Raw genomic sequence first — 17,472 nt, forward strand, 5'->3', positions numbered from 1 at the left:
GTGGTTTAGCGAACTGCGCTGCCTTTGTTTCTTGTATGCGCCCGGAATAGATTTTCACGTCATGTCTCCAACTGATCAACTCGTTAACGGTAATGGATGGCCAAGGTTGAGCGCGCTCAACAGGAACTATAACGCGACGATTCGCCGTTGCTAAGCGAACACTTTATCAATCTCAGATGGTTCGCTTTGCAACGTTAATTCAGCGCGTTTTTTGAGTGGTTTTGCGCGCTCCAAAAATGCTTTGTTTGAGTGTGGGATGCCCCTCGTATACCCCCGCCGAGACGAAATTCTGTGCTTTACCCTCTCATGGCTTTACCCAAGTTCAACCTTTTTTTAAATTGGATCATCGCCATGAACCTCAAAAACAACCCTGCTTGCCGCCCCTTCCTCGAAGCCGGCGATCTCTCGCAAATCTCCGCTTATTACGAAGAAGAACGCCACACAATGTGGATGATGCTTCGTTCGCGTCCGCGTCCGTGTTTCACGCAAGAACTCGTCAATGACATCATCGATCTCGCGCGTGCTGCAAGAGAATCAGGCCTGCGTTTTGACTTCTGGGTCACGGGTTCTCTCGTGCCGGACATCTTCAACGTAGGAGGCGACCTGGACTTCTTTGTCGATGCCATTCGATCAGGCCGGCGTGAATTGCTGATGGCCTATGCGCGTTCGTGCATAGACGGGCTCCACGAAATTTATAGTGGATTTGGTACCGGTGCCATTTCGATTGCAATGGTAGAAGGCACCGCGCTTGGAGGCGGATTCGAGTCGGCACTTGCGCATCATTTTCTTCTTGCGCAGAACGACGCAAAAATGGGTTTCCCCGAAATCGCCTTCAACCTGTTTCCGGGCATGGGCGGTTATTCACTGGTCGAACGCAAAGCGGGCATGCGACTCGCCGAAGAGTTGATCAGTACCGGAGAAGCACATACCGGCGACTGGTACGCGGAGAAGGGAATCGTCGACCAGACTTTCCAGCCGGGCGATGCATTCCTTGCAACGCGAACGTTCATAGACGGCATTCGTCCCAAGCTCAACGGCATTCGCGCGATGATCAAGGCGCGGCAACGTGTACTGGCGTTGCCGCGCGCTGAACTGATCGAGATTACCGAGGACTGGGTCCGGGCCGCCTTCACGATTGAAGAGAAGGACCTGGCCTTCATGGAGCGGCTGGTGATGTTGCAGAACCGCCGTGTTTCCAAGCTGAAGATGGCGAACCTCGACCATCATTAAGTTGCTTGTTTAAGCGGCTTTGCTTAAGCGGCTTTGCTAAAGGCGTTAATCAAGCGGCCTTGAATTCCACTGGTTCTCTTTAACCTGGGAGAAGCTCAGGCGATAAGCCTGAGCTTTCTTTTCTCGGCAAGCCACGCTTCGAAGGCGCGCGCTGGCATGGGCCGCGCATACAAGAATCCTTGCACGAGATCCACGCCCAGGCCGCGCAGGAAATCGGCTTCTGCTTCGCTTTCCACGCCTTCAGCGACCACCGACAAACGCAGCTCATGCGCAATCGCAACCATGGCGCGCACGAGTGCCTGCGGTTTGCTGTTTACATCGATTCCCTTGATGAAGCTCCGGTCGAGCTTGATGGCGTCGAGCGGAATGCGCGACAGTTGCGACAACGACGAATAACCCGTCCCGAAGTCATCAAGATGCACACGCACGCCCATCTTGCGGAACTGCGCAATCAGCACGAGCGCCGCTGCTTCGTCTTCGATAAAACAACTTTCCGTCAACTCCACGTCGAGCATGCAAGAACGCGAGCGCGTGTCTGCAAGCACTTCCGTGAAATGCTTGACGATGTCCGTATCGCGCAACTGACGCGCGGACACGTTAATGGAGATGCGCAAGTCGAGTCCCTGCTTCTGCCAGTTCGACGCCTGCGTGGCGGCAGCCTGCATGACCCATCGTCCGAGCGGGCCGATCAGCCCGGATTCTTCCGCATAAGGAATGAAATCGAGTGGCGACACAACGCCGCGCTCCGGCGAATTCCACCGGACCAGCGCTTCGACGCTGTCTACATCGCCATTCCTGAGATCGACCTTCGGCTGATAAAACAGCTCGAGCTGGTTCTCTTCCAGCGCGCGTCGCAGGTTCGTATCGAGCCACACATATTCCGCGACCTTCCGGTTCATTTCCGGCGCAAATACGCGATACGTATGCTTGCCGCCGTCCTTCGCGACATACATGGCCGTGTCCGCGCTGCGGATCAGGCTCTCGAGCCGGTCGCCATGTTCCGGATACACCGCAATGCCGATAGAGCAACCGGTATAAAGCTTGATCAGCCCGAAATCGAAGGGCTGGTGCAAACTGCCGAGGACGGTTTCCGCCGTCTTGGTCAGCAACGGGATGGTCGACTTCCTGATCACCACGACGAACTCGTCGCCGCCGAGCCGCGCGAGGGTATCGCCGGGAGCCAGGCAGCTTTTGATCTTCGCCGATACCTCGCGAATCAGCCGGTCGCCGACAACATGGCCGTAGTGGTCATTCACCTTTTTGAAGTTGTCGAGATCAAGAAACAGAATGCCAAGGTGCTCTTCGCCAATGCTGTCACCGGCCTCTTTTTCCGCGGCGATGGCGTTCTCGATCTCTTCCTGAATGGCCTTGCGATTCAGCAATCCGGTCAGTTCGTCGGTTGTCGCCTGCTTGACAAGAAGCTTCTGCGCCTTGCGTTCTTCGGTGATATCCGTACCGGAACAAATCAGGAAACGCTCGTCCACGCCGCTGCCGCTCTGAACGAACTTATTGCGGAATAGAAACAGGCGTGGTCCCGTGACCGTGTTGATGTACCGCTCGACCTGATACGGTTTGCCGCTCGCGAAGAATCCGTTGATATTGGTCCGCGATGCCGCGCCTTCGTCGTCCGACATGAACAGGACATAGGCGCTCTTGCCAATGACATCTTCCTCGCGCATGCCGGTCACTTCTTCGCACATGCGATTAAAGCGTTGAATCAGGCCGTGACCGTCGAGAATGACGACAAGCGAATTGACTTCGGAGACGACCTGTTCGGCGAACGCAAGACCATGCACCAGATCCCGGGCGACCGATGAGGTGTCCGAGTAATCCGATGCCGTACCCGCCCATTCACGGATATTGATCTTTTTACCGACAAGATGAAGCCGATATGGATATCCGAAAATCTTGAGATCCAGCGCAAGGTGCGACGTGACGCCCGTAAGTGCGCGAATCTCCGCAGCCTGGGACGCGTCGAGTGGAACGCTTACGTTCGCGGGACCGCGCACGGTCGCGAGCTCGAGCGCATTACTGTCGCTCGACAGCCGCCAGCACGGGCTCGTCGTGCCAAACCACGTGTACAGGTCTAGGCCGTCTTCATCACCTATCATCAGCAACTCCAGAAAAAATTCTCTGACTGCCGCCCCGTCAGCGCGTCTCGTCAGATTCACCCAGTGCCGGCGTCTTGCGCCTTGCTGGAGATAATCTCAAACCTGCGAGTCCGCTTTACGGCAACACGAAATTTCAATCTCCGTATGCCGGCCCAAACAGTAAGTCGCTTATATCTGTTATTTGATCATATCTTACGCGGACTGCGAAATCGGCGCCCGGATTCAAAACAAATTAGCCGCGCAATGCTGCATAACCCCAACATCATAATTCCGACAGAATTACACTGAAAGTGACAAACTTTTGTCTAATGAATGTAATAGCACTATCGTATTTTTCTCCGGTCTTTCATGTTCGGAACATAAAAATGTTTCGTAGCTGTCGGTGCTCGTGTTTCGCATCGAGTTGTAAACACCATAACGGCGTCTTAGCCAGAAACCTTAACGAAGGATGCTGCATTCCCGGTTAAAACGGCGTCGAGTTGCTCGCCGCTAGCGATGCCAACGGTCCCCGACTGCATCTGCGTTTCTGAAAATATGCAAACTGATGCACGTTTTATCGTTTGCGCTGTGATTTCATGGCACAAAACAGCGCTGCGGGGAATGCGATCGGCCCTCGCCTATAATGCCGGCTCTGATCAGAAATTCACGGTGGAGAGCCTTATCTAATGAGTCAAGCGCATGGCCGAAACTCCGGATCTCGTGAGAACGGTCCACGTCAACCAAGCCGTCCTTCGAAAACGGCGCCCCGCCGCGACAGTAAACCGTTTACGAAAGCTCAGCCCGCCCGCAGTACCGCAAACGCGCAAACCACTGCGTCCATCTTCAAGACGCGCTCATTCAAGCTTCTGGTCGATGCCGCTGGCGCCGAAAATATCGCACTGGGTCTCGACTCGAATCTCACGCGGGTGACGGAGTTGCTCAATGGCGTAGGGTTCACGCCGGAGACCGCTTTTCATATCGAGACAACGCTCGGTTTGCCTGACGGATTTTTCGATCAGCCGAATCCGTCGCTCACGCCGGAGATGGTCACGCGCCTGAAGTCGCCGCTGGATTTCGTGCAGGTGAACGCGGAAAACACACCGGGCGAGCACTTGCCCAAGGATGCGGAAATGCGGAAGAAGAACAATGGTCACGCGCAGGCCGGCGAGCTCGCTGAGAAACCCGCAATGATTCCATTGCCGAAGAAACTTCACGCGCCCGCGAAGCCGGGCCTGCAGCAATCGCTGCCGCTGACAGAAGATGCTTCCGTCGAAAAAATCCGCCGCGCGAACCTGCACGTGCTGACATCGCGCAATGGATCGAAAGCGCGGCTGAGCGCGCTGATGGAGTTGAGCGGATCGAACATGGCGCATCGGCTGCACGGCCAGAAACGCCTTGACGACGCCGAAGCGAATCGCTTTACGGAACGGCTCGGCCTGCCCATCGGCTGGCTGGACAGCGCACGAACAGCGGCGGATATACCGGCTTCGGTGACGGCGATGCTGCTGCCTTCGCGCCGCGCCGGCGGAATTCAGGACGAGAACAAGGTGCGTGCGCAGACTGTCATGTCTGCGGCTGCGGACGAAGCACCGGCGCAGGTCCCGTTGGGCATGGACGCTCCAGTGCAGCCGGTATCGTCAACTACGCGAATCGATCATTTGCAGGGCATTCAGCCAATCGCGGAAGCGTTGCTCAAGACACTCGCGGGCAAGGCACGGGCGGGACTTCTCGATGAAGCGAAGGCGCTGGAAATGCTGCAACAGGCCGTGCTTCTTTAGGCGGCCGGTGTCGTGACGGCGCGGAGCGTGATGCACCGTGCCTGCTGTATTTTTACCCGGCAAGAACGCGATGGATCAACAGATTAGCCATTCGGCTGACTCGTTTATGCAGCTCGATCTCCATACACTCGATAACCCATAAACAACAAAGGCAAAAGGCCGCACATGGCGGCCTTCTGTCTCTTTGGCGACTGGGGATCTTGAGGTCTGTCGGAGAACCGAGAGCGCAACAAGACTTGTTCCCAGCGCGTACCCGTGGACTATACCGTGATGAGCAGTTTGACGCAAATACATGTGGCGGATGCAGTGCAAGCGTTGTCGCGCGCACGCCTCAAAAACTACCGCACATTCTTCGGCGCTGTCGACGACCGGGCCGCGTACGGATTGTATTGCTGGAACGACGCGATCTCCGCTTCATTGTCGCGAGCACTTGCATTTACCGAGATCGCGCTTCGAAATCAGTTCCATGCCGCGTTGAGCGCACGATACGGCGAGGGCGCCGCCTCGTCGCGCGACTGGTACGCGCATTTGTGTCTCAATCCAAAATCGACCAGCCTGATTCAAAAGATCACGCATGAGCGACGCCGCGTAAGTGGCGCGTACGAACAGATACCGCGCTCGCCCGCGCCATCACCGGACGACGTGGTGTCGAAACTGAGTTTTGGCTTCTGGCCACATGTGCTCGACATCAGCTTCGACAATGATAATTGCCCGCTCGACTGGCCTGCGATGCTTATGGAAATCGTGCCTGGGCATCGGCACAGTTCGCTCGCCTTCTGGAGCCGGCCGAGAAACCGCGACAACCTGTTCGCACGAATCGATTTTTGCAAGGACCTGAGAAACCGGATTGCGCATCTGGAACCGGTCTGGAAAGCAGGACCATTGATGACCGAAGGCCGTGCACGAGTCGAGCGGAAGATTCGAGTGGAGCACAGCGCGCCGGCAAATCCGGCCGAAGCATTGGCGCGGCTCCAGATTGCCTATGAGCGTGTGCTCGAGTTGTTGAAGTGGCTCTCGCCCAGCCTTGGCGAAGTTTATATGGCCAGCGAAGCTCATCATTGTTTCGAGTCGCTCAACCGGATTGCCGCTCTCAACGCATACAAACGGCACGGCGGACATCGACGCATCGCGGCTCTGAATCTGAACGCGTATCACTCGTTGCGGCGCCTGAAGAAAGAACTCAGAGGCATCGGCCGCCACCACGGCGCAGCGGAAGTCCGCAACGGCGGACGGCCACTCGCCCGGTGGATTCCCGTGCTCTAGCAAGCCCTACAAAACCTTCCCCGGATTCAAAAGTCCCTGCGGATCCAGCGCGGCCTTGATCGCGCGCATCGACTCGATGTCGCTCTCCGAACGCGTGAAGTGCAGGAAATGTTTTTTCTTCGTGCCAATGCCGTGTTCCGCCGATATCGATCCGTGGAAATGGCGCGTGACGTCGTAGATGATGTCGTCGATTTCATCGTGGTCGTGCTTGCCCATGCCCGGCACGTCGACTACCACATGAATGTTGCCGTCGCCGAGATGGCCGTAGATCATCACGGTCGCGTCCGGCCAGCGTTCGCGCAAACGCACGTCGCAGCGTTGCGCCGCCTCGCCCACTTGCGCGATGGAAAAGCTGACGTCGTAGGCCGCGTGGTTCGGGATGAAACGCTGATACTCGCCGGGTGCGTCGCGGATGGCCCAGAACGCGAGCGCCTGCGAATCCGATGACGCCAACGCCGCATCGCTCACTACGCCCTCTTCCAGCATCTCGCCCAGGAACTCTTCGAACGCATCGGCGTGACGGACTGGATCGGTGCCAACGCTTTCGAGCAACACATAAAACGGATGTGCATCGTCAAGCGGCGCACGAAGCGTATCCAGGTTGGCGAGTACCGCGTCGTAATACCCTTTCCACATGACCTCGAACGCCGATACCCCCGGAGCCAGCCGCGACTGCGCGCGTGAGAGCAATGTGGTCACGGCATCGTATGAAGGCAAACCGCACCACGCGGTAGCGGTTGCAGTAGGTTTCGGACGCAATCTCAACACAGCGCGCGTAATGATGGCGAGCGTGCCTTCACTGCCGATCAACAGATGCCGCAAGTCATAACCGCTGTTGTCCTTGATCATCTTGTTGAGGCCGCCGACTACTTTTCCGCTGGCGAGCACGGCTTCGAGACCGAGCACCTGGTCACGCATCATGCCGTATTTGATCACGCGGTTTCCGCCGGCGTTCGTCGCCAGATTCCCGCCGATGGAACAACTTCCCCGCGCGCCCAGATCCAGCGGAAAATAGAATCCGGCCGCCGTCGCAGCTTCCTGTACGACCTGCAGCGGCACGCCGGCTTCGACGGTCATCGTGCTCGAAACCGGATCGATTTCGACGATCTTGTTCATGCGATCGAGGCTGATCGCGACCTCCTGACCCTGCACGTTCGCCCCGCCGACTAAGCCGGTCAGTCCGCCTTGCGTCACGACGGCCTGCCCGTGCGCCGAACAGATTCGTAACGCGTTTGCAAGCTCTGCGGTATCGCGCGGACGGATCACTGCAAGCGGCACGCCGCCCGGCAATCCGCTCCAGTCGACCACGCGCCGGTCCCCGAATTCCTCCGGCAACGAAACCACTTGCGAACCTAGAGCCTCGCGCAGTGCATGAACCGCTTCCTGTGCCGCCATTTTGCTGTCTCCGTCGATCTTGTTCGATATTTACCAGATCGTATACGAAAGCCCAATGCGGCACGCTCAGCGCTGCATGGTTCCGGTTTCGGCAAAGCGCGTATGCATGCCGAACGCGGCACGCAGATCGTGCGGCGTGTGTCCGCCGAACCGGGATGCATCGTGGAAATAATCGCGCAGCAATTCGCGATACTGCGGATGAGCGCAATGTTCGATAACCTGCAACGCGCGCTCCCTCGGCGCGAGCCCCGTCAAATTCGCGAGACCGATTTCGGTCACGATCACATCGACGTCATGTTCGTTGTGATCGCAATGCGGGACCATTGGAACGATGCTGGATATTGCGCCGTTCTTCGCCACGGACTTCGTCGCGAAAATTGCATAAGACGCGTTGCGCGCAAAGTCGCCCGAGCCGCCAATGCCGTTCATCATGTGCGTGCCGCCCACGTGCGTGGAGTTCACGTTGCCGTATATATCGGCTTCGAGCGCCGTGTTGATTGCAATCAATCCAAGCCGGCGAATCACCTCGGGATGATTGCTCACCTCTTGCGGACGCAACACAAGTTTGTCCCGATAGCGCGACAGATCCTTGAACACGCGCCGCTGGCAATCGGCGGACAACGTAATGGACGCGCCCGATGCAAAACTCACCTTGCCTTGATCCATAAGCTCAAACGTTGAATCCTGAAGCACTTCTGAATAGATGGTCAGCGCTTCGAACGGCGAGCGAGCAAAGCCCGACAACACCGCGTTCGCAATGGTCCCGATACCCGCCTGCAACGGCGGCAATGCTTTCGGCAGACGTCCGCGCGACACTTCATGCTGGAAAAATTCGATTAGATGTCCGGCGATACGCGCTGTATCGTTATCGGGTTTCTCGACGGTCGAAGGACTGTCAGGCATGTCCGTTATCACGATGGCAGCGATCTTTTCGATCGGCACGTGAATAGCTCGTTCGCCAATGCGGTCATCGCAACGAATAATCGGCAGCGGCTGGCGCGAAGGACGTTCTGCTGGCGACCAGATATCGTGAAGACCTTCGAGCGCGGCCGGCTGAGCGAGATTCAGTTCGATGATCACCTTTTTCGCGCACGCAGCGAAGGTCGCGGAATTCCCGATCGACGTGGTCGGCACAATGCCGCCGCTTTCGGTGATCGCGGCGGCTTCGATGATCGCAATGTCCATTGAACCAAGCCGGTTCGTCCGCAAATGTTCCACCGTCTCCGACAAATGCTGGTCGATGTACATGACTTCACCGGAGTTGATCGCGCGACGCAACGTGCTGTCCACCTGGAACGGCATCCTGCGTGCGAGCACGCCAGCTTGAGTGAGCTTCCTGTCGGTATCGTGGCCTAACGATGCACCCGTAATCAACGTAATACGCAACGGCTTGCCTTCGCGTTGTGCGCGCTCCGCGAGCGCGGCGGGCACGGCCTTGGCGTCACCGGCGCGCGTGAATCCGCTTGCGCCTACGATCATGCCATCGTGGATCAACTGCGCGGCTTCATCGCTCGACATGATCTTGCCGAGCAAGGGTTTGTATCGGATGCGTTCTTCAAACATGGTCGTCCTTGCGTATTCGGCGAGCCCGCCATGTATTGGCGGAACCGCGTTCTGGTTGCGGTGCCGCCAGCATGCCGTGCCACCTTCACCGCGCCTATCAGGTTCTGCCGAAAAATCAGTGCAACAGCGTGCTGCAAAATGCGCCGCCGCACCGCATCGATCCAGCCAAACTACAATGCGTCTTTCTACGTTCAGTGCACGACAACCCGACATAACGAGGATCAACGCATGACAGAGCTTTTCGATCTGAGCGGCCGCACCGCGCTTGTCACCGGTTCGGCGCGCGGCATTGGCTTTGCACTCGCCGAAGGACTCGCGAACGCGGGCGCCAGCGTGATCATCAATGGAACACGCGCCGACACCGTGAACGAAGCGGTAACGCGTCTTGCGAACAAAGGCTTGAAAGCGCAAGGCCGCGCCTTCGATGTCACGAGCGAACAAGCCGTGCACGACGCCTTCGCCCACTGGGACGAACAAGGCGTGCAGATCGACATCGTCATCAATAACGCGGGCATACAGTTTCGCAAGCCGCTGATCGAGCTTGAACTAAGTGACTGGCAACGCGTGATCGATACCAATCTCACTAGCGCGTTCATCGTTTCGAAGCAAGCAGCAAAGCGCATGATCGCGCGCGGCAAGGGCGGCAAGATCGTCAACATCGGCTCGCTTACGAGCGAAGGCGCGCGTGCGACCGTGGGCGCGTACACCGCGGCGAAGGGCGGCATCAAGATGCTGACGCGCGCGATGAGCGCGGAATGGGCGGCATCGAATATCCAGGCCAACGCTATCGGCCCGGGATATATCCTCACCGACATGAACAAGCCACTGGTCGAAAATCCGACCTTCGATGCATGGGTGAAAAGCAGCAATCCGTCTCAGCGATGGGGCTCGCCGGAAGAACTTGTCGGCACGGCGGTGTTTTTGTCGTCGGCGGCATCGAGTTATGTGAACGGACAGATCATTTACGTCGATGGCGGATGGCTTGCCGTGCTTTGACGCTCGAGCGCGATGCATTCAAAAAAGTCATGCGTACGTTCGTTTAAGAAACGCACGCGGATACCGGCAAATAATCCATTGCCACAACGAACACAAGCTAAGTATTCTTGAAGAGACCGCTTCAAGAACACGAACGAAAACCGCCGATCAAGCAGTCCGCAACCTGGAGATGCCATGAGGTTTCTGGTGGCCGACGACCACGAGTTGATCCGCCAAGGCGTGAAAGCGCTGTTGCGCGGACTCGACCCGGACGCCCAGTTCGACGAAGCCGATAGCTGGGAAACACTCGCCGCCGCAGCCCGGCCGGATGCGAACCACGATCTCGCAATCGTCGATCTGCACATGTCCGGCATGGAAGGCGCGGCGTCGCTACAGACGCTGCTGAAGGCAAACCCGGCGCTGCCGCTGGTGGTGTTGTCGGCGGAAGAATCCGCAGATGAAATGCGCGCGGTGCTCGCAGCCGGCGCGCTCGGATTCGTGCCCAAGCGCGAACCCGCGAGCGTGATGCTCAAGGCAATCGAGCTCGTGCTGCTCGGCGGCGCCTACGTTCCTATTGAAGCACTTAGTCTGCTCGGCCCCGCGCAGGCCCCGGAGCGCGTCGCGGAACGTTCGGGTGCGGCGGTCGTGGAGGCAACGCCCGCCGGCATCCAGCCGCATCATCGGCATCTGATGGAAAACCTGTCGCCCCGGCAGCAGGAAATCATGCGGCTCGTGTATCGCGGCTGGACCAACAAGATGATCGCGCGCGAACTCGGCGTTGCCGAGGGAACCGTCAAGGTGCACTTGTCCGTCATGTTCCGGGCGCTTTGCGTCCACAACCGCTCGGCGGCGATCGCGCTGATCAGCGGCTGGCTGGAAACCGGCCGCACGCTTTGATTACGATGCCGGCGGGTGCCGCTCCAGCGCAGCATTACGTTCGCCTTGCTGCCACAGCGCATCGAGCGTGCGGCGCAAGCGGGCCGGCGTCACGGGTTTGTGCAGCACGGGGATGCCTTGCGCGGCGAGCGTGCTGAGTTCGGACGACGCCATGTCGCCCGTGATCATCAGCGTGACGATGTCGCCATCGCCCCGTTCCCACAACGCCTGGCGAACCGCGCGCACCGCTTGCGCGCCGGTACGGTGGTTGCCGAGCTGGTAGTCGCACAGGAGCGCATCGGGCACGAAATCTTCTTCAACGGCCTGCACCGCCGCCCGTTCGTCACGCACGCTTCGCACGATGCATCCCCAACGGCCGAGCAAGCGTTCGAGGGCGGCGAGGATGGCGGGGTCGTCGTCGATGCAAAGAATTCGCCGCCCCGCCGCCGTTGGTCCGCCCGATGCGGGATCGTTGAGTCTTGCGGTGATGGTGATCAGGTCCGGGTCGCCACGTTTGACGGGCACGCCGATCGTCGTGCCGCGTCCCGCGGCGGAGCGCAGCGTCACGTCGGCCCCGAGCAGTTTCACGAGTCGCCTGACGGTCGGCAAACCGAGTCCATGTCCTTGCCGCGGTTTGTTATCGGACAGCCTTGCTTGATAAAACTCCTCGAACACGAGTTCGTGCTCCTCCGGCGCAATGCCGATTCCTGAGTCGCGTACCTCGATCCGGCCGCTCCGGTAGCCCATCCATATTGCACCGCGCTCGGTGTATCGGATGGCGTTAGATATCAAATTCCCAAGCACGCGTTCGAGCAGGACAGGATCGGAAAACGCGACCGCGTCAGTCGGCGCGATGCGCAACGCCAGACCCTTGGCGGCGGCAAGCGGACGGTATTGGGTATCGATGCGGCCGAAAATCTCCGAGAGCCGGAAATGCAGCGGTATCACTTGTGTAACGCCGCTTTCCAGGCGCGCGAGATCCAGCACCTGATTGAACAGCCCGTTCAGCGCTTCGACATTTGCAATGATGCTGTCGGCCGTTTCGCTGCGCTGAGCAGCGGACGCCAGCGTGTCTTTCAACGATTCCGCCAGCAGGCCGATTGCATGCAGCGGCTGGCGCAAGTCATGACTCGCGGCCGCGAAAAAACGCGTTCTCGCGCGACTCGCTTCTTCTGTCACGCGCTGCTGTATAGCAAGCGATTCGGCAAGGCGCTGCTGGTTCACACGCGCTTCGACGACACGCCGGAACATGGTCCGGTAGCGCGCGGCGTACACGTTCATCGCGATAAAAAACACGGCGAGCACCACGCCGACCACAATCCGGTCGCGTGTGGGCGAGCTGAAGTTCAGCACCATGGCGGGCATCAGGAGCAACGGAATGGCGCTGGAGAAATTGAGGAGATCGAACCCGCTCGACATGAAGACGCCCGCCGCCAAAGTCACGAGCAGCACGGTATGGAGAACGGGAAGATCGGCTTGCTGGCTATGGAATGCGAACCAGATGGAAAGCCCGGGCGCGCTGTACAGCACGATACTGCGAAGCGCGTGAAGGTTGATCCATTGGCGTGGCGCGAACATCTCCGGCCAATGACGGTTCCAGGCCCATAGTGCAATTCCGCCAAAATTAGCAATGCTATAGAAGACAATCCAGGCCGTGAAAAGCCCGTGCTGCGCAATGGAACCGAAATAAACCGCGCTCAAGGCCGCAATGGATAACCAGTGCGTAAAGAATGCAATGGGGTCCTGAGCATAAAGAACCTTGGCGAGATCCTTGTCTATTTCGCGCCGCATTGGATCGTTCTGCATCTTGTCAGCCCCTTGGTTTGCCGGGTGCGCGCCTGGCTGACGCACATGGGAACGACTTGGCTAAACGACACTGGCTATAACGGTGGGGCGTCTGGCGCCTTGAGACCTTACGCAAGTTTACCTGACGGCTATTACTTTAGCCATATGGCGCAACCCGCGTCTGATAACCATACTTCGGTCGACATCCAATAAAACACACGAGGGAGAACAACATGGACACCATGACATTGCACGCGCGTGCCGCGAGCCCCGACACCGCGATACTTCCCGATCTCTGGCGCCGCCGCACGCATCTGTCGCACGACGAAATGGTGTCCATGTACCATCTGGTCCGCGGTGCGTTGCGCGCCTACCACCCGCTCGAACTGCAGTCCCTTCGCGAAGACAAGGAAGAACTCGTCGCGCAGTTCATCTACGCCAAGGTGCTGCGTCTCGAGCCGGGTCATACCACCGCCAAGTCCAGCGCAGAAAGCGCTCCGTCGAACAACTACGCCATTTGCGCTTATTTCAGGCGCTATCTGATCGACTGCCTGCGCAGCGCGAGCCACCAGCGCAATGTGTCTATGGAAGTGAGCGGCATCGACCAGCAAGTCGATGAACATGCCCAGGCTATCGAAGATCCCGTCAGTTCAGTGCTTCTGCAATATGGACTCGATGAGCCCCGCGTTCGGCGAATGGCGCGTGCCTTCATACGTTCCCTCGACCGGCACGAGCGCGTGGTGCTTGCAGGAACGCTCGGCCGCGATTGCGGCCGCAAGGGCGGGCTTTCGCGGATCGCAGCGGACCATAAGGTGCCTTCCTATCATTATCGTGCGGTGAAGCTGGGCGTCGCGTTGCGGAAAACCGCGCGGCCGGAAGATTTTGCCGCGACCAAAATCGGCCGCTGGCTAACGGATGTGGTCGGGATTGCGATCAGCGTGGAGCATCAGCCGGTCATGCTGGTCGTGCTCGACCTGCTCGCAGCGGAGTCCGTCGGCGGCGTGAACGGTTACGCGTTTGAACGTGAGGGCGATTACGCCGTTACGCCCGCAGCCGCGTAAATCCGTCGTCGCTCCACGCTTCCGAATTCACGCCGTGATGCACGAAGAACAAACCGTCGGGATCGTATGATTTCTTGATTGCAAGCAGTCTCGGATAGTGCACGCCCCAGAATGCGTCCTGCCAGTCACGCTCGAAAAAATCGCTCTCCGATACATACGATCCCACCCGCGGCACCACGGTGCGAAGCGTTGCCGACGCTTCCGTGATCCGCTTGGCGGCGGATCGGGCGGAGCGAATGTCGGGCTCGTGCCCGGTGATACCCGGAAATGCAGGCGGCCCTTCGCCTGCGATGATCGCGAGCGCGAAGGCATCGAGTACGGCCGGGTTCATGGCGGTATCGCGCGTGGCTGTCCGCGCAACGTCCGACGCACCCGCGAGTCCAGTCGAAGAACCGTTGCCAGACACGCGCGGCCTGATCGTGGTCGAGTCCCTGGAAGACCATCGATTTTGAGGGTATCGTTGCCGCGAAAGCTCACCGTCTCGCCCCAATGCGGATTGAAGAGACTGCTTGTATAAAAGCGCATGAACTCGCTGGCCAGGCGTTCGAACGCGGTACTCCTTTTAGCAAAGTCCGCCTGTCCAAAGCGCACATGGTGTTGCGTCACCTTTTTATCGACGTGTCTACTTGACCGTCTGGATCACCTCGAAACCTTCGAACTCCGGATGCCCGAGATAAAGCGAGCGTGTTTCACCGCCGGCATTGCGATGCGCCGCGCGGAATGCGTCACTTTTGGTCCAGCCTTCGAAAGCAGCGTAATTCGACCAGATCGTATGGCTGGAATAGAGTACGTGATCTTCCTTTTGAGGACCTTTCAGCAAGTGAAATTCCACGAATCCCGGAACCTCCTTCAGGTGTGTATCCCTGCTTGTCCATAGGTCCTCGAATGCAGTCTCGGATCCGAGAGCCACTTTAAAACGATTCATCGCGATATACATGAGGTCAGCTCCTTTGATCGATAAAACGGCGACAGCGCACCAGTTTATCGCCATCGGTTGAGGCTCGTGCGCGTTGAACCGGGGCGCCCCGAAGCGTCTTTTACAAATCGGCGAGCCGCAAGCAAGCTCGTGCCGCTGGTGGTATCGTGCCGCATCCGGATGTCCCCGCCGCGGGCTAGCCGGCTGACATTTCACCTGGCGGACGCCGCGGCGCAAGCTTGTCCAGCGTTTCCGGCATTCGCAACACCCTCGCATTCAACCCGCAGTCCGTATTAAAAGCAGCAATCCGTCATTCAACCTGTGGAGCATGCATGTCCCCGAATTCCCCGTCGGCCGCCACGGGTCCAGCCCAGGTCAAGATGACCAGCGGCCTGATCGCGCTATTCGCCTTTTGCTGCGGCGCCATTGTCGCCAATCTGTACTACGCGCAGCCGATCATCGAAATGATCGGCCCGGATATCAACTTGTCGAGCGGCGCGGCAAGTCTGATCGTGTCGCTCACGCAGATTGGCTACGCACTCGGGTTGTTCTTTCTCGTGCCGCTGGGCGATCTTCTGGAAAACCGCAAGCTGATGATCGCGACGGCGCTCGTCTCGATCGCCAGCCTCGCGGCCGCCGCGCTCGTTCATCAGCCGCACGCGTTCCTCGCCATCTCGTTGCTCGTGGGGTTCAGCTCGGTCGCGGTGCAAATCCTGATCCCGCTCGCCGCGCACCTTGCGCCTGATGAAACCCGCGGACGTGTGGTCGGCACGATCATGGGCGGCCTGCTGCTCGGCATCTTGCTGTCGCGGCCCATATCGAGCTTTGTTGCGGGGTACTTCGGATGGCGCACGGTATTCGGTTCTGCCGCCGTTCTCATGACGATCGTGACGGCGGTGCTCGCGTTCACCATTCCATCGCGCCAGCCCGATCACAAAGCCACCTATGTCCAACTGATCCGCTCGCTCGGGACGCTCGTTGCGACCATGCCGGTGCTTCGGCATCGCGCGTTGTATCAGGGGCTGATGTTCGCCACGTTCAGCTTGTTCTGGACTGCGGTGCCCGTCGAGTTGATTCGTCATCACGGGATGACGCAGAATGGCGTCGCGCTGTTTGCGCTGGTCGGTGCAATGGGAGCGACTTCGGCGCCGCTCGCGGGGAGGCTTGCAGATGCCGGCCATTCCAGGCTAGGGACACTGATTGCATTGATCCTCGGCGCGCTGTCGTTCATGCCCATGCTCGTTCATCCTGCCTGGGGCGTCGGCGGGCTGGTAGTGACAGGCGTTGTGCTCGACTTCGCCGTGCAGATGAACATGGTGATCGGCCAGCGCGAGATTTACGCGCTGCACGCGGCGAGCCGTAATCGCCTGAACGCGCTTTATATGACGAGCATCTTCATAGGCGGCGCATGCGGGTCCGCGATCGCGAGCACGTTGTTCGAACATGGCGGCTGGACCTTGATTGCAAGCGTGGCCAGCGTGTTTCCGCTCCTCGCGTTACTGCATTATCTGTTTGTCGGGCGCGCGGCTACGCGGCTGGCTTGAGTCGCTTCAAAGCGGCACGACCTCGTTGAACTTCGAGTAGTCGATATGCGTTTCGCCGTTCTCCACCGAAAGCAGATCGACGTATCGATACCCCATCAGAATCGCCTCGGGCGGCCAACTGCGGCGCGCCTGCATGGGCTGCATGGTGGTTTCGTCGAGGCCTTCCACCATCAGCATCAATTCTGCGTTGGAGGCTTCGAGCGACGCGAGCGTCTGCCCGTGGAGCGGACTGTTTTCATCGATCACATGCATCAGGCTCCAGCTCAGCAGAAACGCCGGATGCTGGTCGCGAATGAGCGGCAGGTCATGCACCTTGCGCGAGAAAAACCCTTCGGGGCTGGTCTCCGAACGTATCATGCGCATCCGCGCTTTCGCCTCGACAATGACGTTCTGCCGCGCGTTTGCAGCACGCACCATCAGCGTCAGACGGCCATCGATAGGACGAACCACCACGTTGTTGGCGAACAGAATGCGCGCGCGAGGCCGCGAGAAGCGCGCGAAGATCATGCCCGTAGTCAGCGCAATGCCCGACATGCCGACAAAGATTTCGCTCGTTGCAATCGCGTGACCGTAGAGGGTCGCGGGATGCATGTCGCCATAGCCCACCGTCGCAAGCGTCTCGACACTGAAGAAGAACGCGCCGAGCAAATTGGCGGGCGCCTGGTTCGCAATCGCGTGCTGGCCCATCTGGAATAAAAGCGCGAATCCAAGGTTGAGCAGAAGGAACAAGAGCGCGACGACGCCAAAGAAAACGGGCCATCGGGCGGTCAGCGCGATGTGATAAATGTCATGCCAGAAATACGTCTTGAGGCCGTGCGTTGTGACGTGATGCCGGTCATCGAGAACGATGCGCCGATGCGGCGGCGCCGCGTGATGTTCCGCGGGCTCGTCGCGGCGCGCTGACGGTTGTGTTTCGTTTAGCATGCGTCGTTCTTTGTTCCCGTTTTCATAGAGGCGCCGGCATTGTGTGGCCGGCGCCGAAAAGCGCCATATTAA

Annotated in this window: 15 protein-coding genes; 8 read left to right on the forward strand and 7 right to left on the reverse strand. The window is 58.9% G+C overall.

All coding sequences use genetic code 11. From position 1 onward, the window contains the following. Window positions 1-351 precede the first annotated feature (351 nt). Complete coding sequence (locus ASG35_RS16385) at window positions 352-1,230, forward strand: crotonase/enoyl-CoA hydratase family protein (protein ID WP_056359409.1); 879 nt, start codon at window positions 352-354, stop codon at window positions 1,228-1,230. Window positions 1,231-1,325: 95 nt separating this feature from the next. On the opposite strand, the gene pdeR is transcribed toward ASG35_RS16385, so the two are convergent. Further along, window positions 1,326-3,341 carry a cyclic di-GMP phosphodiesterase gene (gene pdeR / locus ASG35_RS16390; RefSeq protein WP_056359413.1) on the reverse strand — a complete coding sequence of 672 codons (2,016 nt, stop codon included), beginning with the start codon at window positions 3,339-3,341 and terminating at the stop codon, window positions 1,326-1,328. A gap of 665 nt (window positions 3,342-4,006) precedes the next feature. Here pdeR and ASG35_RS16395 point away from each other — a divergent pair. Next, window positions 4,007-5,098: a hypothetical protein gene (locus ASG35_RS16395; RefSeq protein WP_056359417.1), complete on the forward strand. Its 1,092-nt coding sequence runs from the start codon at window positions 4,007-4,009 to the stop codon at window positions 5,096-5,098. 270 nt (window positions 5,099-5,368) lie between these two features. After that, window positions 5,369-6,361, forward strand: a complete 993-nt coding sequence (locus tag ASG35_RS16400) for an Abi family protein (protein WP_156393199.1) — start codon at window positions 5,369-5,371, stop codon at window positions 6,359-6,361. 6 nt (window positions 6,362-6,367) lie between these two features. On the opposite strand, the gene ASG35_RS16405 is transcribed toward ASG35_RS16400, so the two are convergent. Further along, a complete protein-coding gene (locus ASG35_RS16405; RefSeq protein ID WP_056359422.1) occupies window positions 6,368-7,756 on the reverse strand; it encodes an FAD-binding oxidoreductase in 1,389 nt (462 codons plus the stop codon). A 66-nt stretch (window positions 7,757-7,822) separates the two neighbouring features. Then, a complete protein-coding gene (locus ASG35_RS16410) occupies window positions 7,823-9,319 on the reverse strand; it encodes a succinate CoA transferase (protein ID WP_056359426.1) in 1,497 nt (498 codons plus the stop codon). Window positions 9,320-9,547: 228 nt separating this feature from the next. On the opposite strand from ASG35_RS16410, the gene ASG35_RS16415 reads away from it, so the two are divergent. Beyond that, window positions 9,548-10,315: an SDR family oxidoreductase gene (locus ASG35_RS16415; protein ID WP_056360768.1), complete on the forward strand. Its 768-nt coding sequence runs from the start codon at window positions 9,548-9,550 to the stop codon at window positions 10,313-10,315. A gap of 174 nt (window positions 10,316-10,489) precedes the next feature. Then, entirely contained in the window at window positions 10,490-11,191 is a 702-nt protein-coding gene (locus ASG35_RS16420) for a response regulator (protein ID WP_056359429.1), read from the forward strand. Here the strand turns inward: ASG35_RS16420 and ASG35_RS16425 are convergent, their stop codons facing one another. Continuing rightward, window positions 11,192-12,976 (reverse strand): ATP-binding response regulator, encoded by a 1,785-nt coding sequence (locus tag ASG35_RS16425; RefSeq protein ID WP_056359432.1) that lies wholly within the window; start codon window positions 12,974-12,976, stop codon window positions 11,192-11,194. A 212-nt stretch (window positions 12,977-13,188) separates the two neighbouring features. Here ASG35_RS16425 and ASG35_RS16430 point away from each other — a divergent pair, with 212 nt between their 5' ends. Then, a complete protein-coding gene (locus tag ASG35_RS16430) occupies window positions 13,189-14,016 on the forward strand; it encodes a hypothetical protein (RefSeq protein WP_235527570.1) in 828 nt (275 codons plus the stop codon). Here ASG35_RS16430 and ASG35_RS16435 read toward each other — a convergent pair. Next, on the reverse strand, window positions 13,997-14,347 hold the full coding sequence (locus ASG35_RS16435) for a BBE domain-containing protein (protein ID WP_082508454.1): 351 nt from the start codon (window positions 14,345-14,347) through the stop codon (window positions 13,997-13,999). The two genes, ASG35_RS16430 and ASG35_RS16435, sit on opposite strands and share 20 nt — an antisense overlap. Here ASG35_RS16435 and ASG35_RS32455 point away from each other — a divergent pair. Next, the gene (locus ASG35_RS32455) at window positions 14,346-14,468 is read left to right on the forward strand and encodes a hypothetical protein (RefSeq protein ID WP_268761126.1); all 123 of its coding nucleotides are present in this window, start codon (window positions 14,346-14,348) and stop codon (window positions 14,466-14,468) included. The two genes, ASG35_RS16435 and ASG35_RS32455, sit on opposite strands and share 2 nt — an antisense overlap. 170 nt (window positions 14,469-14,638) lie before the next feature. On the opposite strand, the gene ASG35_RS16440 is transcribed toward ASG35_RS32455, so the two are convergent. Continuing rightward, window positions 14,639-14,953, reverse strand: a complete 315-nt coding sequence (locus ASG35_RS16440) for an antibiotic biosynthesis monooxygenase family protein (RefSeq protein ID WP_056359437.1) — start codon at window positions 14,951-14,953, stop codon at window positions 14,639-14,641. Window positions 14,954-15,264: 311 nt separating this feature from the next. On the opposite strand from ASG35_RS16440, the gene ASG35_RS16445 reads away from it, so the two are divergent. Then, on the forward strand, window positions 15,265-16,476 hold the full coding sequence (locus ASG35_RS16445; RefSeq protein ID WP_056359441.1) for an MFS transporter: 1,212 nt from the start codon (window positions 15,265-15,267) through the stop codon (window positions 16,474-16,476). Between the two features lie 6 nt (window positions 16,477-16,482). On the opposite strand, the gene ASG35_RS16450 is transcribed toward ASG35_RS16445, so the two are convergent. Beyond that, entirely contained in the window at window positions 16,483-17,400 is a 918-nt protein-coding gene (locus ASG35_RS16450; RefSeq protein ID WP_056360770.1) for an ion channel, read from the reverse strand. Window positions 17,401-17,472 lie beyond the last annotated feature (72 nt).

The sequence above is a fragment of the Burkholderia sp. Leaf177 genome (assembly GCF_001424345.1).
In the GTDB taxonomy this organism is placed as follows: Bacteria; Pseudomonadota; Gammaproteobacteria; order Burkholderiales; family Burkholderiaceae; genus Caballeronia.

What these genes read in the sequence shown, in the direction of transcription:
- ASG35_RS16385 (WP_056359409.1), top strand. Translation starts at nt 352, where the DNA reads ATGAACCTCAAAAACAACCCTGCTTGCCGCCCCTTCCTCGAAGCCGGC.
- pdeR (WP_056359413.1), bottom strand. Translation starts at nt 3,341, where the DNA reads ATGATAGGTGATGAAGACGGCCTAGACCTGTACACGTGGTTTGGCACG.
- ASG35_RS16395 (WP_056359417.1), top strand. Translation starts at nt 4,007, where the DNA reads ATGAGTCAAGCGCATGGCCGAAACTCCGGATCTCGTGAGAACGGTCCA.
- ASG35_RS16400 (WP_156393199.1), top strand. Translation starts at nt 5,369, where the DNA reads ATGAGCAGTTTGACGCAAATACATGTGGCGGATGCAGTGCAAGCGTTG.
- ASG35_RS16405 (WP_056359422.1), bottom strand. Translation starts at nt 7,756, where the DNA reads ATGGCGGCACAGGAAGCGGTTCATGCACTGCGCGAGGCTCTAGGTTCG.
- ASG35_RS16410 (WP_056359426.1), bottom strand. Translation starts at nt 9,319, where the DNA reads ATGTTTGAAGAACGCATCCGATACAAACCCTTGCTCGGCAAGATCATG.
- ASG35_RS16415 (WP_056360768.1), top strand. Translation starts at nt 9,548, where the DNA reads ATGACAGAGCTTTTCGATCTGAGCGGCCGCACCGCGCTTGTCACCGGT.
- ASG35_RS16420 (WP_056359429.1), top strand. Translation starts at nt 10,490, where the DNA reads ATGAGGTTTCTGGTGGCCGACGACCACGAGTTGATCCGCCAAGGCGTG.
- ASG35_RS16425 (WP_056359432.1), bottom strand. Translation starts at nt 12,976, where the DNA reads ATGCAGAACGATCCAATGCGGCGCGAAATAGACAAGGATCTCGCCAAG.
- ASG35_RS16430 (WP_235527570.1), top strand. Translation starts at nt 13,189, where the DNA reads ATGGACACCATGACATTGCACGCGCGTGCCGCGAGCCCCGACACCGCG.
- ASG35_RS32455 (WP_268761126.1), top strand. Translation starts at nt 14,346, where the DNA reads ATGGCGGTATCGCGCGTGGCTGTCCGCGCAACGTCCGACGCACCCGCG.
- ASG35_RS16435 (WP_082508454.1), bottom strand. Translation starts at nt 14,347, where the DNA reads ATGAACCCGGCCGTACTCGATGCCTTCGCGCTCGCGATCATCGCAGGC.
- ASG35_RS16440 (WP_056359437.1), bottom strand. Translation starts at nt 14,953, where the DNA reads ATGTATATCGCGATGAATCGTTTTAAAGTGGCTCTCGGATCCGAGACT.
- ASG35_RS16445 (WP_056359441.1), top strand. Translation starts at nt 15,265, where the DNA reads ATGTCCCCGAATTCCCCGTCGGCCGCCACGGGTCCAGCCCAGGTCAAG.
- ASG35_RS16450 (WP_056360770.1), bottom strand. Translation starts at nt 17,400, where the DNA reads ATGCTAAACGAAACACAACCGTCAGCGCGCCGCGACGAGCCCGCGGAA.